This window comes from Martinezella sp. CNPSo 3795 (genome assembly GCF_057784475.1).
In genome coordinates this window covers 343,814-365,841 of the sequence record NZ_JBXSOQ010000004.1, presented here as the reverse complement: position 1 = coordinate 365,841, position 22,028 = coordinate 343,814, and the positions used below count along the sequence as shown (strand labels likewise).

18 protein-coding genes are annotated in these 22,028 nt (G+C 58.8%); 2 read left to right on the top strand and 16 right to left on the bottom strand.

Annotation, left to right across the window (positions count from 1 at the left end; genetic code table 11):
* Positions 1-54: 54 nt before the first annotated feature.
* From AC13QY_RS15110 to AC13QY_RS15070, 9 genes are all read right to left on the bottom strand, one after another.
* Positions 55-1,665 carry a glycoside hydrolase family 43 protein gene (locus tag AC13QY_RS15110; RefSeq protein WP_488493635.1) on the bottom strand — a complete coding sequence of 537 codons (1,611 nt, stop codon included), beginning with the start codon at positions 1,663-1,665 and terminating at the stop codon, positions 55-57.
* Positions 1,666-1,742: 77 nt separating this feature from the next.
* Positions 1,743-2,774 carry an L-glyceraldehyde 3-phosphate reductase gene (gene mgrA, locus AC13QY_RS15105; RefSeq protein ID WP_488493634.1) on the bottom strand — a complete coding sequence of 344 codons (1,032 nt, stop codon included), beginning with the start codon at positions 2,772-2,774 and terminating at the stop codon, positions 1,743-1,745.
* A gap of 68 nt (positions 2,775-2,842) precedes the next feature.
* Entirely contained in the window at positions 2,843-3,976 is a 1,134-nt protein-coding gene (locus AC13QY_RS15100; RefSeq protein WP_488493633.1) for a Gfo/Idh/MocA family protein, read from the bottom strand.
* An 11-nt stretch (positions 3,977-3,987) separates the two neighbouring features.
* Positions 3,988-4,749, bottom strand: a complete 762-nt coding sequence (locus AC13QY_RS15095) for a sugar phosphate isomerase/epimerase family protein (protein WP_488493632.1) — start codon at positions 4,747-4,749, stop codon at positions 3,988-3,990.
* A gap of 104 nt (positions 4,750-4,853) precedes the next feature.
* Positions 4,854-7,319, bottom strand: a complete 2,466-nt coding sequence (locus tag AC13QY_RS15090; RefSeq protein ID WP_488493631.1) for a beta-mannosidase — start codon at positions 7,317-7,319, stop codon at positions 4,854-4,856.
* 58 nt (positions 7,320-7,377) lie between these two features.
* Positions 7,378-8,469, bottom strand: coding sequence for an ABC transporter ATP-binding protein (locus tag AC13QY_RS15085; protein ID WP_113333118.1), 1,092 nt, complete (start codon positions 8,467-8,469; stop codon positions 7,378-7,380).
* A 3-nt stretch (positions 8,470-8,472) separates the two neighbouring features.
* Positions 8,473-9,369, bottom strand: a complete 897-nt coding sequence (locus AC13QY_RS15080) for a carbohydrate ABC transporter permease (RefSeq protein WP_488493630.1) — start codon at positions 9,367-9,369, stop codon at positions 8,473-8,475.
* An 11-nt stretch (positions 9,370-9,380) separates the two neighbouring features.
* A complete protein-coding gene (locus AC13QY_RS15075; protein ID WP_113333117.1) occupies positions 9,381-10,271 on the bottom strand; it encodes a carbohydrate ABC transporter permease in 891 nt (296 codons plus the stop codon).
* A 91-nt stretch (positions 10,272-10,362) separates the two neighbouring features.
* A complete protein-coding gene (locus AC13QY_RS15070) occupies positions 10,363-11,601 on the bottom strand; it encodes an ABC transporter substrate-binding protein (protein ID WP_152096060.1) in 1,239 nt (412 codons plus the stop codon).
* 460 nt (positions 11,602-12,061) lie between these two features.
* On the opposite strand from AC13QY_RS15070, the gene AC13QY_RS15065 reads away from it, so the two are divergent.
* Positions 12,062-13,093 carry a LacI family transcriptional regulator gene (locus AC13QY_RS15065; RefSeq protein WP_113333115.1) on the top strand — a complete coding sequence of 344 codons (1,032 nt, stop codon included), beginning with the start codon at positions 12,062-12,064 and terminating at the stop codon, positions 13,091-13,093.
* Between the two features lie 61 nt (positions 13,094-13,154).
* Here the strand turns inward: AC13QY_RS15065 and gndA are convergent, their stop codons facing one another.
* Entirely contained in the window at positions 13,155-14,582 is a 1,428-nt protein-coding gene (gene gndA, locus AC13QY_RS15060) for an NADP-dependent phosphogluconate dehydrogenase (RefSeq protein ID WP_069613054.1), read from the bottom strand.
* 294 nt (positions 14,583-14,876) lie between these two features.
* Here gndA and AC13QY_RS15055 point away from each other — a divergent pair, with 294 nt between their 5' ends.
* A complete protein-coding gene (locus AC13QY_RS15055) occupies positions 14,877-15,275 on the top strand; it encodes an SRPBCC family protein (protein ID WP_113355283.1) in 399 nt (132 codons plus the stop codon).
* A 6-nt stretch (positions 15,276-15,281) separates the two neighbouring features.
* On the opposite strand, the gene AC13QY_RS15050 is transcribed toward AC13QY_RS15055, so the two are convergent.
* The 6 genes from AC13QY_RS15050 to AC13QY_RS15025 form a co-directional block, all read right to left on the bottom strand.
* A complete protein-coding gene (locus tag AC13QY_RS15050; RefSeq protein ID WP_112721200.1) occupies positions 15,282-15,896 on the bottom strand; it encodes an ABC-type transport auxiliary lipoprotein family protein in 615 nt (204 codons plus the stop codon).
* A 38-nt stretch (positions 15,897-15,934) separates the two neighbouring features.
* Positions 15,935-17,305, bottom strand: coding sequence for an MlaD family protein (locus AC13QY_RS15045; RefSeq protein ID WP_095435055.1), 1,371 nt, complete (start codon positions 17,303-17,305; stop codon positions 15,935-15,937).
* A 9-nt stretch (positions 17,306-17,314) separates the two neighbouring features.
* Positions 17,315-18,178, bottom strand: a complete 864-nt coding sequence (locus AC13QY_RS15040) for an ABC transporter ATP-binding protein (protein ID WP_113333113.1) — start codon at positions 18,176-18,178, stop codon at positions 17,315-17,317.
* A 12-nt stretch (positions 18,179-18,190) separates the two neighbouring features.
* Positions 18,191-19,351 carry an ABC transporter permease gene (locus tag AC13QY_RS15035; protein WP_113355279.1) on the bottom strand — a complete coding sequence of 387 codons (1,161 nt, stop codon included), beginning with the start codon at positions 19,349-19,351 and terminating at the stop codon, positions 18,191-18,193.
* A gap of 150 nt (positions 19,352-19,501) precedes the next feature.
* Complete coding sequence (locus tag AC13QY_RS15030) at positions 19,502-20,719, bottom strand: MFS transporter (protein WP_113355277.1); 1,218 nt, start codon at positions 20,717-20,719, stop codon at positions 19,502-19,504.
* A gap of 166 nt (positions 20,720-20,885) precedes the next feature.
* Complete coding sequence (locus AC13QY_RS15025; protein WP_069613061.1) at positions 20,886-21,692, bottom strand: UDP-2,3-diacylglucosamine diphosphatase; 807 nt, start codon at positions 21,690-21,692, stop codon at positions 20,886-20,888.
* Positions 21,693-22,028: the final 336 nt, after the last annotated feature.

Sequence of the window (22,028 nt, the reverse complement as noted above, 5' to 3'; positions counted from 1 at the left end):
CAATTCCGTAATGGGCGCGATTGGTTCGGCCAGGCGCCTGCTCCGCTGGAAGTCTTATAGCTCATCATAGTTGAACCAGTCGAAATCCGCCGTCTTTGCCCGGCCGGATGTGTCGAAAGCAAACATGCCGATGAAAGCACCGGTGAAGGAGCCATGCTCGCCGCGCCCGCCCTCATCCGAGATGACGCCAGCATCCAGCACAGGCCCGATCGCCTGCCATGCGCCCATGCCCTCGGCCTGCCAGAAGAACTGCAGATCGTTGTCCCGCACCTCCATGGCAAGCTGGATCCGCCCATGGGGCACTGCGACGCCACCCTCGATCGGAAAACTCAGGCGGCCGTTCGGATAGTCTCCGGCGCAGGTCATGATGGTGACGCAGCGGCCGAGCTTCTCATGCAGGGTCACGGCGATGGCATGCAGTTTGAAGCGATTGTAGTAATGGGTCAGGCCGGCAACCTGCTGGTAGGTGTCGGGCTGGAAATCGACGACGGTTTCGGCGCGGAAACTGTGATGCTCCTGGCGACGGGCGACGAGCGCCTGCTCGAACCAGGAACCGATGCTTTCGCGTGCGAAAAGCCGCAAATGGCCGGGGCGGTCCGTCAGGCTGAAAATGCGTTCCGGCTGCGGCGTGCGCAGCCACTGAAAATCCGTTGGCAGTCTGGCCTGATCGAAATTGTAACCGCTACGGCGCGGCCTCTCGATCGGCACCGCACCGTTCAGGCTGGCCACATTGACATCGGGAACGCTGGTGCCGTTTTCGAGATAGAGCCAGCCATCCTCTTTCCAGACGCATTTCTGCAGAGCGGTCTCGCGGCCGAGCGTGCAGCGGCGATGCGGCGGCAGAGGCCGCCCGCAAAGATGCGTATGATAGAACTGTCCGTCATGCGTCTCGACATATTGTCCGTGGCCGGCCCGCTGTAATGCCGCTTCCGGATGGTCCTTCGAGGTGATCAGGTATTTGTTGGGATGCAGTTCGTACGGCCCGGCAATGTCGCGGGAGCGCGCCATGGTCACGGCATGATCGTAACCAGTGCCGCCTTCTGCCGTGGTCAGATAATACCAGCCGTTGCGCTTGAAGAGATGCGGCCCCTCGACCAGTCCCAGCTCCGTGCCGGCAAAGATGTTCCTGATCGGCCCTTTCAAGGATTTCGTCGCTGGATCCCATTCCTGCAGCAGAATACCGTCGAAGGCCGGCGTCTTCGGCGAGCCGCCATAGCTCTCCGTGCGGTGGTTCCATTGCATGTTGACGAACCACTTGCGTCCGTCATCGTCATGGAACAGAGACGGATCGAAACCGGAGGAGTTGACATAGACCGGCTCGGACCATTCGCCTTCAATCGTCGGCGAGGTCACGATGTAGTTATGGGCATCCTTGAAGTTGCCGTCATAGCGCTTGACGTCGGTATAGACGAGCCAAAACAGACCATCCGCATAGGAGAGGCAAGGTGCCCAGATGCCGCAGCTGTCGGGTTCGCCGCGCATGTCGAGCTGCGACGCACGCTCCAACGGCCGCCTCACCAGGGTCCAGTTCACGAGGTCGCGCGAATGATGGATCTGCACGCCCGGATACCATTCGAATGTCGAGGTCGCGATGTAGTAGTCCTCGCCGACGCGGCAGATGGACGGATCCGGATTGAACCCCGGCAGGATCGGATTGCGGATCATGAACTCTCTCCTCCGGAGACCATGGCAAGCGGCAAAGGTAAAACGCCCGGAAACCAGTTCCGGGCGTTTCAGAATGTTCAATCGCGTTCGGCCGATTTGGCCCAGAGATTGATGTCAGCTTCCTTGGCATAGACATCGATCTGCTTCAGCTCTTCGGCGGTGAAGTCGAGATTATCGAGCGCCTTGACACAATCGACGATCTGCGACGAACGGCTCGCGCCGATCAGGGCAGAGGTGATACGGCCGCCGCGCAGAACCCAGGCGATCGCCATCTGCGCCAGCGTCTGGCCGCGCTTCTCGGCGATCTCGTTGAGCTTTCTGATATTGTCGATGATCGACGGACGGATGAAGTCGCGCTTCAGGAAGTGGTTTTGCGCGGCACGGCTGTCTTCCGGAATACCGCCGAGATACTTGGTCGAGAGCATGCCCTGAGCCAACGGCGAGAAGACGATCGAACCGATACCGAGATCTTCGAGCGTATCCACCAGACCGTCGTCCTCGATCCAGCGGTTGAGCATGGAATAGCTCGGCTGATGGATCAGGCATGGCGTGCCGAGATCCTTGAGGATGGCGGCAGCGTCGCGCGTGCGCTGCGAGTTGTAGGAGGAAATGCCGACATAGAGCGCCCTGCCCGAGCGGACGATGTGATCGAGCGCACCGCAGGTTTCTTCGAGCGGCGTGTCCGGGTCGAAGCGGTGGGAATAGAAGATATCGACATAGTCGAGGCCCATGCGCTTCAGGCTCTGGTCGCAGGAGGCGATCAGATACTTGCGGCTGCCCCATTCGCCATAGGGACCCGGCCACATGTCATAGCCTGCCTTGGAGGAGATGATGAGCTCGTCGCGCAAGCCGGCAAAATCGGTGCGCAGGATCTCGCCGAATGCGGTTTCTGCGCTGCCGGGAGGCGGTCCGTAATTGTTGGCGAGATCGAAATGGGTAATGCCGAGGTCAAAGGCCGTGCGGCACATGTCGACCTTGCGGTCATGCGGTGTGTCGCCGCCGAAATTGTGCCAGAGCCCCAGCGAGACCGCCGGCAGCTTCAGACCGGAACGACCGGTCCTGTTGTATTTCATTTTTGAATAACGATCGGATGCCGGTTGCCAGGCCATGATGGAATTCCTTCGAGATGAAAAGCGCGCGGGTTGGTCACCCGCGCGCAAACTAGCTCTTCCGGCGCTTACTTCAAGAGCGCTTGTGCCTCTTCGATGCCGAGGGCTGCCGGCTGCGTGCAGGTTGTCGTCAGATCGATGAAGCGGCCTTCTTCGCCAGACTTCAGGATCGAAGTCATGACGTCGACGCCATGCAGCGTGCGGTCGAGCGAGCAACGCGCATCGCAGCCGTCGATCAGTGAGGCCGCCATGTCGGCAAGCCCGGCCGTGCGATAGTTGGCCCGGGAGCCGTTCGGGCTTTCCTGATTGACGATACCGAAAGGATGCGCCCAGTTTTCCAGCGGCTTGATGTCCTTGTCGCGGCCACTCGCCTCGACGGTGCCGCCGAAGAAGTTCGGATCGGGCACATAGAGGGAGCCCTCGGTGCCGTAAAGCTCCATATTGGCATGGCGGTGTGACCAGACATCCCAGCTTGCCGTCAGCGTGATCCGCGCGCCGCTGACGAATTCGAGCAGCGCCTGGATGGTCGTCGGCGTCTTCACCGGGATGATCTCGCCGTTGCGCGGCTGGCTGGTGATCGTGCGGGTCGGCGACGCCATCGAGGTCATCGCACCGACACGCTTTACAGGACCGATCAGGTTGATGAGGTTGGCGACATAATAGGGGCCGAGATCGAGAATCGGGCCGCCGCCGGGCAGGAAGAAGAAATCCGGGTTCGGATGCCACATTTCCATGCCCGGGCTCATGACATAGCATGCGCCCGAAGTGACGCGGCCGATACCGCCGTCATCGATGAATTTGCGGGCAAGCTGGTGAGCGCCGCCAAGGAAGGTGTCCGGAGCGCAGCCGACGGCCAGCCCCTTTTCCTTGGCGATGCGGCGCAGCTCTTCGCCCTGCTCCAACGTCAACACCAGCGGCTTTTCGGAGTAGACGTGCTTGCCGGCTTCAAGGATGCGCTTCGAAACCGGGAAATGCGCGTCCGGGATGGTCAGGTTGACGATGACATCGAGCTCGTCATTAGCGAGCAGTTCGTCGATGGTCTGGGCCTTGACCTTATATTCTTCGGCGCGCGCCCGCGCCGCTTCCATGTTGATATCTGCGCAGGCCAGCACCTTCAGGCCTTTGAAGAGCGGCGCGAGCGAGAAATAGGTGGTTGAGATGTTGCCGCATCCGATGATGCCGACGCCAAGTTCCTTAGCCATGTGGAAATGCCTCAAAAGCTCTTGAAGGATGCGATGGAGCGGGTGATCAGGCGATCGACATCGCTCGGATTGTCGTGTTCGACGACGAAGTGCTTGGCCTTGGTGCCGGCGAGCGCCTTGAACAGCTTTGCCCACGGAACCGTGCCATGACCGACATCGGCCCAGCCGTCTTCATTCTTGTTCTCGCCAGCTGGCGCGATGTCCTTGACGTGAACGGCCGTGATGCGCGGACCGAGCTTTTCGATCCAGGCAAAGGGATCACCGCCGCCGCGGATGACCCAGGCGATATCGGCTTCCCAGGAAATATCCGGAGCTCCTTCGAAGATCTGCTCGATCGGCAGCGAGCCGTCGGCCTGTTTGACGAATTCGAAGTCGTGGTTGTGCCAGCCGAATTCGAAGCCCGCATCCTTGTAGGGCTTGCTCATCTCATGCAGGCGCTTGCCGAAGGCGCGCCAGCCGGCCGCATCCTTCGGGCGCTGGTCGGCGCCGATATGCGGCGCATAGATCGAATCCATGCCGAGGGTCTTGGCAATGGTGAGCGACTTCTGCACTTCGCCATCGAGGAAATCCGGGCTGAAATGGCCGCTTGCCATCCGCAGGCCGTTCTTGTCGAGTTCGGCGCGCAGGTTCTTGAGGCCGGTCTCGTCGAGATCGGCATAGATACCGCCAAAGCCCTCGACTTCGGCATAGCCGGCCTTGCCGAGCTTGACGAAGATCTCTGAATAGGGCTGGAAATTGCGGGCGCTATAAAGCTGAAATCCAAGTTTCGTCATCGATAGTCCTCCAATGGCCTCCCGGCCGTCTGTCTTGGGCTTGTGGCCCCGAAAGCGCCGCCTTAACGGCGCGATAGCTCAATCCGTCGGTTGCTGGCCACCGGCTAGCTGTCCACCGACTGACTGGATTGCAGATCATAGATGCGGAATTCGGGCACGCCGCTTGTGAGCGGCTTGGCCGGCGTGAAGACGATGCGGCGGCTCTCACCGGCAGCGAGATCGAAGGCGTTGTCGGAATAGCGTCCGTCCGTCTCGCTCTCGATCATCACGAACAGCGCAAGTCCCTTTGCGGTGACAGTGAGTTCCACAGTCCCGTTTTCCTCTTTCTCCTCCCTCAGCACCGTCAGGCCGGCGGGCTGAAGCTCGAGCGCCTTGTAGGTGCCGTGAACATAATGCCCCTCGCCGCCCATGCCGTTCGATGCGGTGAAACGCCACGCCAGCAGGCAATCGGCCGGCACCTGATCCGCGTCGATCGACAATGCCGTCACGGCCGCATCCGGCGTGCAGACGGCATGCGCCGTCGTCAGCGGCACGCGCTCGCCGTCGAGCTTCAGCAGCGATGCCGAAATATCGGCCATGATGTCGGCATTGGTATCGTTGACCAGAGAAAAGCGGATCGTCTTGTTGTCTTCGGAGGGAATGGCCGCAACGGATACGGGCTGGAAGAAGCGCCGCACCAGATAATGCATCACCTTCCACCGGCCGCCGTAATCCAGGCTCGACCACGAAGCCACCGGCCAGGTGTCGTTGAGCTGCCAGTAGATCGTACCCATGCAATGCGGCTTCAGCGACCGCCAGTATTCCACGGCCGTCTTGATGGCGAGACCCTGCTGGACCTGGCTCAGATAGACGAAATTCGGGAAATCCTTCGGGAAGCGGAAATAGCGGAACATCGTGCCGGCAATCCGCTCGTTGCCGCCGGCATTCTTCTGGTGCAGCTCCATGACCGGAGAGGCGATATTCATATCCTTCGCCTCGGCATAGGTCTTGATGATGGGTAGCGAGGTATAGGACTGGAAGCCGAACTCCGAGCAAAAGCGCGGACGCACGGTCCGATAGTTATCGAAGGACTTGTTCTCGTGCCAGACCGACCAGTAATGCATGTCGCCGGAACCATCGGCATGCCAAGCGTCGCCGAAGTTGAGATAGCCCGAAGCCGGGCTCGACGGCCACCAGATCGCATCCGGCAGAGCCTTCTTCATCGCCGTCTCGATCATCCTGTTCAGGCGATCGTAGGAGACGAGATAGCGATCCCGATCTTTGCGGGACTCCTCGAACCAGGTAAGCGCGCCCACCAGCTCATTATCACCACACCAGAGAACGATGGAGGGATGCGTCGCAAGCCGGCGAACCTGATAGCCAACCTCCTCCTCGACATTCTCGAGGAAATCACCCGTCGAGGGATAGAGATTGCAGGCGAACATGAAGTCCTGCCACACCATCAACCCCAAGCGGTCGCAAGTGACATAGAACCAGTCATGCTCGTAAAAGCCACCGCCCCAGACGCGGATCGCATTCATATTGGCATCGACGGCCGATTGCAGCAGATCCTCGGTCGCGGCCGGATTGGAACGTGAAAACAGCGCGTCGGCCGGAATCCAGTTCGCGCCACGGGCAAAGATCTCGCGGCCATTGACCTTCAAGGCAAAACGGCTGCCAGCTTCATCCTCGGTGGTGATCAACTCGACCGTGCGCAAGCCGATCTGCCGCGTGACGGTTTCGAAATTGGTTTCCACTGAAAGCGCATAGAGCGCCTGCTCGCCATTGCCGGCCGGCCACCAGAGCCTGGGCTTGTCGATATGGAAGAAGTGGGTGATCGATGTCTCGCCGGCATTGACGCCGACATCGAGGCGCACGCGCTCGTCGTCGAGCGAAAAATAAAGCTGCGCAATCCCCGTTCCCTTGGCAAACAGCGCCACCGTCACCTTGAGGTCGACCGAACCGTCATCATTGTGAACCTGCTGGGTGACGACATTCTCGATACGGGCGATCTCGAGCTTCTTCAGCGCGATGGTGCCATAGAGACCGAGCGGCGCGATCGCAATGTTCCAATCCCAACCGAAATGGCATTGCGGCTTGCGCAGCATGTTGCCATTCGGGATCGGCGAATTGCCAGTGCTGTAGGGGATATAGAAAGGCTGTTTCGCCTGAAGGGCAGCACCAGCGGAAATGCTCGAATGCAGGACGATGCGAATGGTATTTTCGCCCGCCTTCAGCGCCTTCGAGACATCGGGGCGATACCGCTGGAAGCAGTTGTTGGCCTCCAGCACGAGCGTATCGTTGACATAGACGCTGGCGACGGTGTCGAGATAGTCGATATCGAGATACCAGTCGCCGCCGGCATCATCGAGCGTGAAGCTGCGTGTCAGCTCCCAATCCTGCTGGGCAACCCACTGCACGACTTCTTCGTTGCGCGCGAAATAGGGATCGGGAATAAGCCCTTCCGCATGTAGCGCGGAATGAATATCACCGGGCAGCGACATGGAGAGGGAATGATCGCTGTCGGGAGAGGTCAGCCTCCACGAACCGACGAGATCGATGGCAAGATTATCATTGATCGAAGACGACATCGGACCTCCCCGGACCGCTGTAGAGAAGGAGGCGGTCAGACCGCCTCCGGGCATGCGATTATATTCTGAGTTCTGTCTGCGCATCAAAGAGCGATGCGAGCGACATATCAAAGCTAAGCTTTACGGCTGAACCGGGGCCAAAGCGCCGGGCACCGTTGACGCGAACCGACATCGTATGTCCGGCATGCTTCAGCCACAGCAAGTTATCGGCACCCATCGGCTCCTCGATATCCACCGTGGCATCGTGAACCTCCGCACCGGGAGCGGTCGCTTCATTGACCTTGATGTGCTCCGGGCGAACACCGAGCACGACCTTGCGCCCCCCTTGAAGAGCCTCGCCAGCCTTGTAGCCATCGAGCGAAAACAGCACGTCGTTGGTCGCGAACACGACCTTGCCTTCGCGGTTGACCAGCTCGCCCTTGAGGAAGTTCATCGAGGGCGATCCGATGAAACCGGCGACGAAGAGATTGCGCGGCGCGTTATAGATCGTCGTCGGGTCATCGAGCTGCATGATGACGCCGTTCTTCATGATCGCGATGCGGTCGGCGAGCGTCAGCGCCTCGATCTGATCGTGGGTGACGTAGATCATCGTGTTCTTCAGCGACTGGTGCAGCCGCTTGATTTCCACGCGCAGCTCCGAACGCAGCTTGGCGTCGAGGTTCGATAGCGGCTCATCGAAAAGGAAAACGTCGACATCACGCACCAGGGCACGGCCGATCGCGACGCGCTGGCGCTGACCGCCCGAAAGCTCGGCCGGCTTGCGCTTCAGCAGCGGCTCGATCTGCAGGATTTCGGCAGCGCGCGCAATGCGCTTGTTGATCTCGTCCTGCGGCACCTTGGCAACGCGCAGGCCGAAGGAGAGGTTCTTCTCGACCGACATCTGCGGATAGAGCGCATAGGACTGGAACACCATGCCGATGCCGCGATCCTTGGGCTCTTCCCAGGTGACATTCTTGCCCTTGATGAAGATCTGTCCCTCGCTGATATCGAGCAGGCCGGCGATGCAGTTGAGCAAGGTCGACTTGCCGCATCCCGATGAGCCGAGAAGCACCAGGAACTCGCCGTCATTGATCTCGAGATTGAGATTTTTCAGAACGTTGACCGCACCGAAATTCAGCGAAAGGTCTTTGATGGAAACGCTACTGTTCATGAATTACCCCTTCACTGCGCCGGCGGCGATGCCGCGGACGAAGAGCCGCCCGGACACGAAATAGACCATAAGCGGCACCGCGCCCGTCAGCAGCGTTGCGGCCATGTTAACGTTGTATTCCTTGACACCCTGCACGGCGTTGACGACGTTGTTCAGCTGCACGGTCATCGGATAGTTTTGCGTGCCGGCGAAAATGACGCCGAACAGGAAGTCGTTCCAGATGCCGGTGATCTGGATGATCATGCCGACGACGAAGATCGGCAGCGACATGGGCAGCATGATGCGCAGGAAGATCTGCCAGAAGCCCGCACCGTCGACGCGTGCCGCCTTGAAGAGTTCAGGCGGAAGCGAGGCGAAGTAGTTGCGGAACAACAGCGTGTTGATCGGCATGCCGAAGATGGTGTGCACGAGGACGATGCCGCCGAGCGTCGAAAACAGCCCAAGCTCACGCAGCACCATGACGAGCGGATAGAGCATGACCTGATAGGGAATGAAGGCGCCGAACAGCAGGATGGTGAAGAAGATTTCCGATCCCTTGAATCGCCAGTTGGCGAGCGCATAGCCGTTGACCGACGCAATGGCGATCGAGACGATGACGCTCGGAACGAGGATCTTCACCGAATTCCAAAAGCCGACCTGGATGCCGTGGCAGTAAAGGCCGGTGCAGGCTTGCGACCAGGCTTTCACCCAGGGCTCGAAAGTAATCTCCATGGGCGGAGCAAAGATATTGCCCATGCGGATTTCCGGCATGCCCTTGAGCGAAGTGACGACCATCACATAGAGCGGCAGGAGATAGTAGAGCGCGGCCAGCCCAAGTATGCCATAGAGCATGATCGTGCGCGGGGCAAAGCGGCGCCTGGGCTTGGTGCCCGAAGGTTCGATGGTAGCGGCAAGTGCCATGGTTTCCTCCCTTACCGGCGCTTCTGGCGGAACTCGATGAGAGCCCACGGCACGACGAAGATGAACACGGTCACCAGCATGACGGTGGAGGCGGAAAGCGCCTGACCGAGATTGGAGCGCTGGAACATGAAGTCGTAGACATATTTAGCCGGCATTTCGGACGCGAAGCCCGGCCCGCCTGATGTCATGGCGACGACGAGATCATAGACGCGCACGATGCCTGAAGCGACGATGACGAGCGTGGTGACGAAGACGCCTCGCATCATTGGAATGACGACGAAGATATAGGTCCGCCAGGCTGGAATGCCGTCAACGCGCGACGCCTTCCAGATCTCGCCGTCAATCCCCCTCAGGCCCGCCAGCATCAGCACCATGACAAGGCCGGTGCCCTGCCAGAGACCGGCAATGACGAGCGCATAAAGCACGGTCTTCTGATTGCCGAGCAGAGCGAAGTTGAAACTTGTAAAGCCCATATCCTGCATCAGCTTCGGCAGCCCGAGCGCAGGATCGAGGATCCACTGCCAGACGAGGCCGGTCACAATGAAGGACAGAGCGAAAGGATAAAGGAAAATGGTTCGGAACGTATTCTCGAAGCGGATTTTCTGATCCATCAGCACGGCCAGAAAGAAGCCGACGACGAAAGCGAAAACCAGGCTGAGAATGCCGTATGTCGCAAGATTGCCGATCGAGATGTTCCAGCGATCGGTACCCCACAGACGCTGATACTGCGCCAGACCGACAAAATTGGAGCTCGGCAGCAGCCTTGAATCTGTGAACGAATAGATGACGGTCCAGAGCGTGCAACCGACGAAGACGACGATCACCGTCAGCACCATAGGAATGGCGGCGATCTTCGCATTCAGGTTACGGAACAGACCCAGTGGCCGGACAGCGTTAGCCATCGATACCTCCGTTGGTGACCTGCCTCAGGACAGGCGAGATCCCTCGCCCGCCCCGATGCCGGCCATCGCGATTGATAGATGGTCGTCTTGCTTACTGCGCCTGCTTGAAGATGGCGGCCTGCTTCTCGATCGCCTCATCCACGGTCATCTTCGACGAGAAGAACTGCAGTCCGAGATCGGTCATCTGACCGCGCGTATCCGGGTCGATCAGCTGAGTGACACCCGGCACCACGTTGTCCGGATTCTTGAGGATTTCCAGACCCTTCTTCATGCAGCTGCTGGCCGCGCTCAGATCGATATCGCCACGCACCGGCAGGGAGCCCTTGGCGAGGTTGAACTTGACCTGGGTTTCCTTGGAAACCAGCATGCTGGCAAGCTCGAGCTGCGCCTTGGTAATGTCAGGATTGCTGTTCTTCGGGAAGTAGAAGCTATCACCGCCGGTATCGAGCAGGCCATGGAAGCCTAGACCCGGAAGGCAATCATAGTCCTTGCCGGCAACCTGCTTGGCAACGCCAAACTCGCCCTGCGCCCAGTCGCCCATGATCTGTGCGGCGGCCTTGCCTGTGATGACCATGTTGGTGGCGACATTCCAGTCGCGGCCGGAATAGCTCTCATCAACCAGATCGCGCGCCTGCGCGAAAGCGTCCCAAACCTTGCGGTTTTCGGGGCTCTTCACAGCGTCTGCGTCTTTCTTCTGGTAGATCGCCAGATAGGTCTCCTTGCCGCCGATGCCGATCTGCATGACGCTGCGCATGCCGTCAACCTGCCACGGGGCGCCGGTCGCAAGCGGGGTGATGCCCTTCTCGCGCAGCTTCGGCGCGTCGGCAACGAATTCATCCCAGTTGGCCGGGACCTTCATGCCGTTGTCTTCGAAGACGTGACGATTGACCCACATCCACTGCCAGGAGTGAATGTTGAGCGGCACGCAATAGACCCGGCCCTCATAGGTGCAGGAATTGAGGAGGCTGGCCGGACGAATGATGTCCTTCCAATGTTCCTTCTCGGCAAGGTCGGTCAGATCGGTCATCAGGCCGGCCTTGACCAACTCTTCGGCGTCGCGGCCCGTGTTGAGCTGCGTTGCACCCATGGGATTGCCGCCCAGGATACGGCTGACGATGAGGGGCGTTGCGGTCGAACCGGATCCGGCGATCGCGCCGTCGACCCAGTGATTGTCGCCCAAGGCGTTGTATTGCTCAGCCAGAACCTTCACGGCAGCTGCTTCGCCGCCCGATGTCCACCAATGCGTTACCTCAAGATCGGTCGCATTTGCTGAGAAAGCGGGAAACGCGACAGATGCAAGCAAAGCGGCAGCCATCAAACGAATATTCATGAGTTCTCCTCCCTCACTGAAACGTTGCCGGAAAAACGTATTCGAATCATTTTCAACGCGCAACCGCCTGACCATAAATTTTTCATGACTGCGTGAATATACAATCATTGATTACATTTTACCTGTGGAAGATAACTTCATTCCATCGTGATATTGGTCGCCAAAAAATCTGAAAACTCTCCACAAATAGCTGATATTAAATATTTTATCTCGGGGACGCACTCATGCGGCCCTCTTGCATAATCTTGGTCGACTCAATTTTCGAGACAGGAGTCGCGAATACAACCACGAGAATAGGCATGAAAATGGGCGTAAAAATAGGGCTCGACTTTTCAACTGTATCGTTACAGTTTTTCTCATCGCATTGGCGAAGCCGCATGGCGTCTATGCTTGCGGTGGCCATGTAGGCAATATAAGCGGATTGGCTGCGGGAGGCGGCCGGGAGGCAAGCGTGAGCGAAATGGACAATAAAAAAATGTCAGGGAGCGGCGCGCCAGCCACTCCCGAACGGCCGACATTGAAAACAATCGCCTTCATGACGGGGTTAGGGATCACCACCGTTTCTCGCGCATTGAAGGATGCCCCTGATATCGGAGCCGAGACCAAGGAGCGGGTGCGCATGGTCGCCCGACAATTGGGTTATCAACCGAACCGCGCGGGCGTGCGCCTGAGAACCGGCAAGACCAATGTGATTGCCCTGGTGCTGAGCATCGATGAAGAAATCATGGGCTTCACCAGCCACATCGTCTTCGGCATTTCCGAAGTTCTCGCCGGCACGCAATATCACTTGGTCATCACGCCGCATTCGCACAGCAAGGATCCACTGGTGCCGGTGCGCTACATTCTCGACACCGGCTCGGCCGATGGCGTCATCATATCGCGTACGGAGCCGGATGATCCGCGCGTCGAGCTCATGCATGAGCGCGGCATGCCTTTCTCGACGCATGGGCGGACGGATATGGGCATCATCCACCCCTTCCATGACTTCGACAACGAGGCCTTCGCGCATGAGGCCGTGCGGGCACTGGTCGCAAGAGGTCGGCGCCGCCTGGCCTTGCTGCAGCCCTCCAGCAAGCTGACCTATTATTCGCACACCCGCATCGGCTTCCAGACGGGCTTGCATCAATATGGCGCCGAAGAAATCCCCTTGAGGATTACGACCGACAACGCGCTGGCCGATATCAAGGACACGGTCGAGGCGTTGATGCGCTCACCGCATGCGCCTGACGGGATCGTCTGCTCCAGCAGCGGCGGTGCGATTGCCGTCAATGCCGGCATCGAGGCGGCCGGCTTCCGCCTGGGCCGCGATATCGACATGGTCGCCAAACAATCGACAGACGTGCTGAGCTGGATCAGGCCCGAGATCATTACGGTATCGGAGGATTTCCGCCATGCCGGCCGCGAACTCGCCAAGGCGGTCATCGCCCGTATCGACGGTGTCGAACCGGAACTGCTGCAAAGCATCAGCCCACCCGTCTGGCCGACGAGCTGACAGCGAAAAGCCCGCCGGATTCCTCCGGCGGGCTCTTTCATAATCCCATCCGACTGTTTTCTCAGCCCTGAGCCCCGCTGCCCCATGGGCCATGGTGAATGTCCTTGCCGTCGACGCGGTCGAAGCCGTGTGCGCCGAAAAAGTCACGCTGGGCCTGGATCAGGTTGGCGGTGCCGCGCGCCTGGCGATAGGCATCGAAATAGGTCAGCGCCGAAGCAAGGGCTGGAACCGGCAGGCCGGATGCGGTCGCAGCCGAAACGATGCGACGCAGCGACGGGATCGATTCCTTGACCATCTCGGCAAAGGCCGGGGTGACGATCAGGTTCGCCGCATCCGGGGTCTTGGTGAAAGCGCTGGTGATCTCGTCGAGGAACTGCGAACGGATGATGCAGCCGGCACGCCAGATCTTAGCGATGACAGGCATCGGCAGCGACCAGTTGAACTCCTTCGAGGCCTCGGCCATGACGGCAAAGCCCTGGGCATAGGCGCCGATCTTGGCAGCGAAGAGTGCCAGCTCCAGGTCCTTCAGTAAGTCGGGACCGAAGGCGATCGGGAACTTGTAGTCGGGCGTGCCAAAAATCTTCTCGGCTGCTTCGCGCTGGCTCTTGATCGCCGAGAGGCTGCGGGCGGCAACGGCAGCCTCGATCGCCGTCGCGGGAATGCCCATGTTCTGGGCTTCGATAGCAGACCACTTGCCGGTACCCTTTTGGCCGGCCTTGTCGAGGATGATATCGGGCATGGCGCTGCCGGTTGCCGGGTCCTTCGCAGCCAGAACCTTCTCGGTGATCTCGATGAGGTAGGAGTTGAGGCGACCCTTGTTCCAGTCGCCGAAGATCGAGCTGATCTCGGCCGCGCTCTTGCCGAGACCGTCACGCAGGATGCCGTAGATTTCGGCGATCATCTGCATATCGGCATATTCGATGCCGTTGTGGATGGTCTTGACGAAGTGACCGGCGCCATCATTGCCGAGCCAGGCAACGCATGGATCGTTGTTGTATTTCGCAGCGATCGAGGTCAGCACCTTCTCGACGCGCTTGTAGGACTCTTCCGTGCCGCCGACCATGATCGACGGACCATGACGCGCCCCTTCCTCGCCACCGGATACGCCCATGCCGATGAAGGTCAGGCCGGTATCTTTCAGACGATCGAAGCGAGCGATCGTATCGCGGAAATTGGCATTGCCGGCATCGATCATGATGTCGCCCTTGTCGAGATAGGGCTGCAGCGCCGCCATCTGCTGGTCGACCGGCTCACCAGCCTTGATCATGATGATGATCGGCCGTGGCGGGCGGATCGCCTCGACGAATTCCTCGATCGTCTTGCAGGGAATGATCTTGTCCTTGAGTGCGCCCGCATTCGCATAGAATTCATCCGTTACCTGAGGTGTACGGTTGAACACCGCGATCTTGTTGCCTTTCTCGGCGATGTTGAGCGCCAGATTCGATCCCATCACAGCAAGACCGATCAGCCCGATTTCTGCCTTTTCCACGACAATCCTCCAATGAGCCGTTGACTGCGCCCGGCCCCACCCTGAAGACCCGGAAGACACAGCAACATCCGATATGACGCAATGCCACCGACGCTCGACGCGACCGGCGACAGCCCTGCGTTGGGGCTGTTGTTGCACTCCGGACGGAAAACGGCAAGTCTTCGAAAGCCGTGAATCGTTCTCTTTGCAGGACTGTGCAACAATGTTGCGGAATTCGCGATTCATCCGTTTCCGAACTAACGTTTTTTCTGCCGATCGCAGTCCTATGAGGGTGATATAGAGGAGGAAACCATCATGTCGACCATGAGCGCGCAGATCGTACATGTCTCCATCGCTCGCGACTGGAGGGAGGTCTACGACTACGCCAGCCGCCCGGAAAACATGCCTTTCTGGGCCTCTGGCCTGGCATCGGGACTGACGCAGGATGGGGACGACTGGATCGCCGAAGGCACGCTCGGGACTGCACGCGTGCGCTTCGCGCCTCACAATGACTTCGGCGTCATCGATCATTGGGTAACACTGGAATCGGATTTGCAGGTCTACAATGCCTTGCGCGTCGTACCGAACGGCGACGGTTGCGAGGTCATGTTCAATGTGCTCCAGCTACCAGGCATGGATGAAGCAAAATTCGCAGCCGATGCCGCGCATGTCATGCGCGATCTGAAGACACTCAAAGAGTTGATGGAGCGCTGATCGCCCTTACAGCGAGCGCAATGTCCAGTCGACGAGTTCGCCGGTCACGCCAGCAAATGCAGCGTCGAGCGCGCGGACGAAATCGGGATTGCTGCCACCACTGACCGGCACGACCTTCCGGAACACGTTCTGGGCCTTCACCGTGCCGGTGCGATCGTTCAGGATCTTTTCGGAGATCTCGACGATTGCCGTCTTCTGGCCGCCAGACGCATTGATTTCGAAGGAGCGGATATCGGTGACGATCTGATAGTCGATCGCAAGCCCCTGCCCTGGCACGCCGACGCCGCCGAGCTTGCCGGTGTTTTCGAAGGCCTCGACCAGTTTCGATTGCACCATCTTGCTCAGCTTGTCGCTCCATTGCGATTTGCCGAGGTATTGAATTTCCGAGGGCGAGACACGAATGACGATCTGATTGCTGTCCAACGCCTGCAGCGCGGTTGGCGGCGGGATGAGGATCTGGCGGCTTTTGACCGAAGGTCCATTCGCCTTCGCCGACGCGGAAAGATCGTAGGTATCGTTGTTGGAGGAAGTTCCACAGCCCCCCAGCAAAGCTGCAAGCAACGGCAACGCGATCACAGCTTTCCACACCTGATGACGCTCACTCGACACGCAACCGACCATATTTCGCTTATCCCCTGGAGACCAGATGTCGCTCTTCATCAATGCCGCGCGCGGCCGTCATAAGTCTTGACCGTATCCCCGCCGAAAATCAGTCGTTGCGGATTGCGATCGAAATTAGTGATTGTACTATTCAGGTTGTCAACCGTGCCCCGCATGTCGTTGATGAGGGTCTGGGCATCGCGCAAGCCGCTGCTCGAAAATTTCTGCAGATTGTCGGCGATCGGCCCAATGCGGGAATTGAGATTGTCCGCCATCTTCTTGAAGGATTCGAGCGTGTCCTTGGCTTCTGCGAACAGTGATTTCGTACTGTCGTCGCCGAGCAGGGAATTGACCTTGGTCAGGATGCCGTCGACCTTGCCGGAAGCCGCGTTGAGTTTGGTGGAGATGTCGCGGGCATTGGCGATCGTCTGGTCGATATCCTGCTGATGCGCGGCAACGGAATTGGCGACGTCGCGGATCGATGCGACCGCCGTGCGCGCCTGTTTCGTCACGTCGGCAATATCATCAACCGATCCCTTGATCTTGGCCGGATCGATCTGTGCGACGATCGCATCGACCCGGTCCAGCGTCTTTTGTGCATTCTGACCGAACGTCGTATAGGTGTCGGCCGTCTGCTTGAAGCTCGCAATCGTCGCCTTCAGGTCGGTCGTCGCGTCGGCAACATTGGCCGTGATCTTGTCGGCATTGGCGATGACGTCGTTGACCTTCTGGGCATCGACCGCACGCACCAGCTTCTCGATCGCATCCAATGTCGAATCCACGCGGACCGAAACCGTCTTGAAGGTATCGGAAAGCTGCCCGACGCTTGCCAGGAACTTGTCAATATTGTCGGAATTGTCGGCGATGGCCTTCGAGAATTTCTGCGCATTGCGCACGGTATCCGTTAGCGGCCCGCGCGAATCCGAGACGAAGCCCTGAATGTCGCCAATCGTATCATTGGCGCGGTTCAGGATCTTATCGGCCGTCGTCAAGAGATTGGTGACGCTCGATTGATCCGCAAGCAACACCGCCCGCTTACCCGTATCGATCGAACGCTTCAAAATATTCTCGTCGCCATTGCGTCCGCCCGAAAGCTCGATATAGGCGGCGCCCGTCAGACCCTGGATCTCAAGAATGGCCTTGGTCGAGGTATAGACGGGCGCATCTGCACGCACCTGCGTGAAGGCAAGCGAATAGTTCGGATCGTCGGCATCGATCGACAGACCCTGCACCGAACCAACCTGAATACCGTTGAAGCGAACTGGCGAGCCGACGCTCAAGCCGTTTGCCGAGCCGGGAATGCGCACGACGAGCTCGACCATCGGGCCGCCGCGGCCATACTCGGCCATCCAGTAGACGAAACCGAAGGCAGCCGCGATGACGAGCAGCGTGAAGAACCCAACGATCGTATAATTGGCTTTGGTTTCCATAGTCTCCAGTCACTTCTCGCGGCTGTGGGCGCTTGCGCCTTTGTCGTCGTTGTGCCCCTTGATGTCCTCGCGCGGCACGATCGAACGTGCGCGTTTACCCCTGAAGTAGGATTGCACCCAGGGATCATCACAGGCGAGCATGTCCTCAACCGTACCTTCCACCAATACCCGCTTCTGTCCGAGGACAGCAATACGGTCACAGACGGAAAATAGGCTGTCGAGGTCGTGAGTCACCATATAAACGGTCAGGCCGAGCGTGTCGCGCAGCTTGGCGATCAGTTCATCGAATTCCGACGCACCGATCGGATCGAGACCCGATGTCGGCTCATCGAGGAAAACGAGATCAGGGTCGAGCGCCAGCGCTCTGGCAAGCGCCGCGCGCTTGATCATGCCGCCGGAAAGTTCGGAAGGATATTTGTCGGCGGCATCAGCGGCCAGACCCACCATGCGGATCTTCATCAGCGCCAACTCGTCCATCATCTCCTTGGGCAGGTCCAGATATTCCCGCATCGGCACCTGGATGTTTTCCTTGACCGTCAGTGAGGAAAACAGTGCGCCTTGCTGGAAGAGAACGCCGAGCCGCATGTCGAGGCGGTTGCGGTCCTGCTCGTCGAGCTTGTCGTAATCTTCGCCGAGAATCTCAATCTTGCCCGAGCGGCGCGGCAATAGCCGCAGCACCGTTCGCAGCAGCACGGACTTACCCGCCCCGGAAGCGCCGACGAAACCGAGAATCTCGCCGCGATAGATGTTGAGGTTCAGTTTGTCGAGGACGATTTTCGATCCGAAGCCAACGGTGACATCCCGTGCCGACAGCACGATGTCCCTGCCCTGCTCATCCTTTTCCAACGGGATTTCCGAGTGAAGCGCGCTCATCGTTATCTTCCCTCAGAAATCGATTGCTGCGTAGAACATGGCGAAGAGCCCGTCCATGAGGATAACGACGAAGATCGACTTCACCACCGATGACGTCACGTGCTGACCAAGAGACTCGGCACTGCCTCCCACCTTCAATCCCTCGACCGCCGCGACGATGCCGATAACGAGCGCCATGAACGGCGCCTTGATCATGCCCGAAATGACCGTCGAAAGGCTGACGGCCTCATGCAGTCGCGAGATGAAGGTTGCAAACGTGATGCCGGAATATGCCCAGGACACCAGGGCGGCACCAAAAAGCGCAGCGAAGTTGGCAATGACGGTCAGCAGCGGCAGAGCAACCGTCAGCGCCACCAGCCGTGGGAAAATCAAAACACCAATGGGATTGAGACCCATGACCTTCAGCGCATCCACTTCCTCGCGCATTTTCATGGAGCCGATTTCGGCCGTAATTGCGCTGCCGGAACGGCCGGCGATCATGATCGCGGTCAGAAGCACGCCGATTTCGCGCAATTGCAGGATTCCGACGAGATCGACCACAAAGATTTCCGCGCCGAAATAGCGCAGCTGGAAAGCGCCCTGCTGAGCGATGATCGCACCGATCAGCGACGACATCAGCAGGATGATTGGAACGGCGCGCACTGCCATGTGGTCGATCTGATTGATGATCGAGGCCGGCGAAACGCCACTGCCGCGGCCGAATTTGAGCTGCGCGCCGCGGACGGCGGAACCCAGAATGTACATGGCGGCAACGAGATTGCCCCAGATCTCGTAGACGGTTTTGCCGATGGGCGCCAATATGCGCTCCGCCAATGATGTCCTCGGCTTTGCAGCCGCCGCCTCATCGTCCGGATGCGCATCGAACGCGGTCAGCAATTCATCGATATGCGGATTGGAACCCTCGATCGTGACATGGGCCTTGTGCGCTTCCTGACTTTCCTTCAGCCGGCGGATCAGCAGCGCACCCGCCGTATCGACATCGGAAAGACCGGAAAGATCGATCACGACGTCGCCGCCGGAACTGCGCTTGGACAGCTGCTCGATCTGCCGCAGCACGCCATGCACACTGGCGCTGCGCCAATTGCCTTGCAGCCGATAGCGATGGCCTGCGCCCTCGGGCGCATCATCGATCTTCGGTGCATCGGACCTTTGCTCGGCTGCTTTCAAACTCATGCGTCTTTCAAATCTGGCACAACATACGCCGACTCGGTGAGTCCGCATGGTCAGTGCTTAATACACCGACTATGCATGGAATTTCCATCTCGCGCCGGCGCCAACATATGTCACGGCTTTTTGATATCCAAATGAATTTGTTGCACCGCGTCAGGATACGCCGTGAGCGCCTCCGCCGATTGCCGGCTTTCTCGCCTGCAGCCCATAGGCAAAAACGACCATGGCGAGCCCAAAGGCGGCGATGCCGGCCATGACATAGTAACTCGTCAGGTCGAGCCAGGCGTAGAGATAGCCGGATGCAAGCGTCATCAATCCCAGGAACATGCCATTGTAGAAATAATAGGCGCCTTGAGCCGATGATTCCTGCGTCTCATGGACGGACGCCACGATACGACGCTGAACGCCGGTATGGACGCAGGCATAGGTGCATGAATGAAAACATTGCAGCACAAAATAGCCGATGAAGCCGAAATTGCTCGGAAACAGGACCCAGCGCAGAATGCACATGGTCGAACCGAAGAAGATGAGCGTCCAGGCGCTGAACCTCCTGCTCAGTTTTCTCGACAGGAAAAACACCATCACCTCGGCCGTGACGCCAATGCTCCACAGCACGGCTATCTCGGCGCCGGAAAAGCCGAGCTTATGCCAGTAGATCGACGCAAATGTATAGAGCATCGCATGGCTCGATTGCTGTATCGATACGCCGATCATGGTTATAAGCAATTGCGGCGAGCGCAGATTTCCGGTCGGCGATTGCAGATTGATCGGTTGGTTGCGCCGGCGCGTCGGCCCGATACGTGGCGCGAAAAAGCCCATCATCGTCGTCAGAATGAACCCCGCCACCATCACGGGCAATACTGTCGTGCCGCCCCACATGCCGATCAGCTGGCCGCCGAGAAGGGTCGACAGGATAAAGGTGATCGATCCCCAGACCCGCATGGAACCGTAGTCGAAACCCCAGCGGCGCACACCCGACATGGCAATCGATTCGACCACCGGTACGTAAGGCGCGTAAGTAGCGCCCTGAATGCCGTAGACCAGAAGCACCGGCCAGAAATCGCTGGTCCAGTAAAGCGCGATTGCCGTCAGCAGCGACAAGGCACCCGACCATAACAATACATCGGCCCGCTCTCTCATGTGATCGGCCAGTACCGCGATGATGGGTGTCACGAGGACGCGCACGACCATGGGAATGGCGATCACCAGGCCAATCTCGTGATCGTTGAAATTCAGCCCCGCCAACCAGACGGGAAAGAAGGGTACGGCAATGCCGTTGACGAACAACGGAGCGCAATAGGACAAGGCGGCGCGCAAGCGGAAATAAGGAGGCGCACCCTCGCCCTGGAAGGACTTGATCGCGGGAATCATGACAGACCTGAAGGGGAACGTACTTGTCCCTATCATGCTATCGAGAATACGACTATGGCGAGAAATGGCCAAAACCGTAACGTTTCGGAAAAATCCGAAGCCAGGGCTGTCTTGCAGCGATCAATAATTATGACAAGCCATTATCAAGCCTGTGAAGAGCCAGAAATCAGGCCGCCTGTGCGCCGAGGGCCTGCGGTATTTCTCCGACCTGCGAGCCGACTGGCTGCGTTTCGAGAATATTCTGCCACGTGATCAGCTCGAACGTGCCGTCTTCGTGTTCGGCAATCGCCGTGCAGCTTTCCACCCAGTCGCCCGTGTTGATGTAACGGATCCCATCGAGATCCTCGATCACGGCATGGTGGATATGACCGCAGATGACGCCATCTGCATCATTGCGCTTGGCCTCTTCGGCCACGACACGCTGAAACTCGCCGATGAAATTGACGGCGTGCTTCACCTGCAGCTTTGCCCAGGCCGAAAAGGACCAATAGGGCATGTTCAGGCGTCGGCGCACCGCCGCAAGTCCGATATTGATCAAGATGGCCATGTCGTAAGCCCAGTCTCCGAGATAGGCGAGCAGGCGGGCATTGCGGACAACGACATCGAATTCGTCGCCGTGCAGGATGAGATATTTCTTCCCGTCGGCCGTTTCATGCATGGCGCGCTGCGCCACCTCGATACCGCCGAAGTGCATTCCGGGGAAGTCACGCAGGAATTCGTCGTGATTGCCGGGGATATAAACGATGCGCGTGCCCTTGCGCGCCTTGCGCAGGAGCTTCTGTACGACGTCGTTGCAATCCTGGGGCCAGTACCAGTTTCGCTTCAGCCGCCAGCCATCAACGATGTCGCCAACCAGGAAGATGGTATCGGCCTCGTGATAACGGAGAAAATCGAGCAGGTAATCCGCCTTGGCGGCCTTCGAGCCGAGATGCACGTCAGAAATGAATAGCGTTCGGAAATGCCGGGGGTCCATGTTTTCATTCACGAACTTTATGTCCGTGCCCTATCCTACATTGGCTATTCCAAAACCAGACTCGTGTTTCAGGAAGATGACAAACCCTGTGCTTGGCGGCCCAGCGGCGACGTTCAACCAAGTTTCGCGGCAACTGCGAGGTCAGGACGATTGCTTGTAAAGCTGGCGATACCAAGGCGAAACATGGCCCGCGCCGCCTCGCTTGGATGAGCCGCCCATCTGTGCACTTTCACGCCATTCTTTCCAAGATGACGCGTTCGCAGCCTTCGACTTGCGGAAAGGACATCGCGCGATCTGCGATCATTGCGGAAAAGGCAATTCAGTTTTGCCACGACA

What these genes read in the sequence shown, in the direction of transcription:
- AC13QY_RS15110 (WP_488493635.1), bottom strand. Translation starts at nt 1,665, where the DNA reads ATGATCCGCAATCCGATCCTGCCGGGGTTCAATCCGGATCCGTCCATC.
- mgrA (WP_488493634.1), bottom strand. Translation starts at nt 2,774, where the DNA reads ATGGCCTGGCAACCGGCATCCGATCGTTATTCAAAAATGAAATACAAC.
- AC13QY_RS15100 (WP_488493633.1), bottom strand. Translation starts at nt 3,976, where the DNA reads ATGGCTAAGGAACTTGGCGTCGGCATCATCGGATGCGGCAACATCTCA.
- AC13QY_RS15095 (WP_488493632.1), bottom strand. Translation starts at nt 4,749, where the DNA reads ATGACGAAACTTGGATTTCAGCTTTATAGCGCCCGCAATTTCCAGCCC.
- AC13QY_RS15090 (WP_488493631.1), bottom strand. Translation starts at nt 7,319, where the DNA reads ATGTCGTCTTCGATCAATGATAATCTTGCCATCGATCTCGTCGGTTCG.
- AC13QY_RS15085 (WP_113333118.1), bottom strand. Translation starts at nt 8,469, where the DNA reads ATGAACAGTAGCGTTTCCATCAAAGACCTTTCGCTGAATTTCGGTGCG.
- AC13QY_RS15080 (WP_488493630.1), bottom strand. Translation starts at nt 9,369, where the DNA reads ATGGCACTTGCCGCTACCATCGAACCTTCGGGCACCAAGCCCAGGCGC.
- AC13QY_RS15075 (WP_113333117.1), bottom strand. Translation starts at nt 10,271, where the DNA reads ATGGCTAACGCTGTCCGGCCACTGGGTCTGTTCCGTAACCTGAATGCG.
- AC13QY_RS15070 (WP_152096060.1), bottom strand. Translation starts at nt 11,601, where the DNA reads ATGAATATTCGTTTGATGGCTGCCGCTTTGCTTGCATCTGTCGCGTTT.
- AC13QY_RS15065 (WP_113333115.1), top strand. Translation starts at nt 12,062, where the DNA reads ATGGACAATAAAAAAATGTCAGGGAGCGGCGCGCCAGCCACTCCCGAA.
- AC13QY_RS15055 (WP_113355283.1), top strand. Translation starts at nt 14,877, where the DNA reads ATGTCGACCATGAGCGCGCAGATCGTACATGTCTCCATCGCTCGCGAC.
- AC13QY_RS15050 (WP_112721200.1), bottom strand. Translation starts at nt 15,896, where the DNA reads ATGGTCGGTTGCGTGTCGAGTGAGCGTCATCAGGTGTGGAAAGCTGTG.
- AC13QY_RS15045 (WP_095435055.1), bottom strand. Translation starts at nt 17,305, where the DNA reads ATGGAAACCAAAGCCAATTATACGATCGTTGGGTTCTTCACGCTGCTC.
- AC13QY_RS15040 (WP_113333113.1), bottom strand. Translation starts at nt 18,178, where the DNA reads ATGAGCGCGCTTCACTCGGAAATCCCGTTGGAAAAGGATGAGCAGGGC.
- AC13QY_RS15035 (WP_113355279.1), bottom strand. Translation starts at nt 19,351, where the DNA reads ATGAGTTTGAAAGCAGCCGAGCAAAGGTCCGATGCACCGAAGATCGAT.
- AC13QY_RS15030 (WP_113355277.1), bottom strand. Translation starts at nt 20,719, where the DNA reads ATGATTCCCGCGATCAAGTCCTTCCAGGGCGAGGGTGCGCCTCCTTAT.
- AC13QY_RS15025 (WP_069613061.1), bottom strand. Translation starts at nt 21,692, where the DNA reads ATGGACCCCCGGCATTTCCGAACGCTATTCATTTCTGACGTGCATCTC.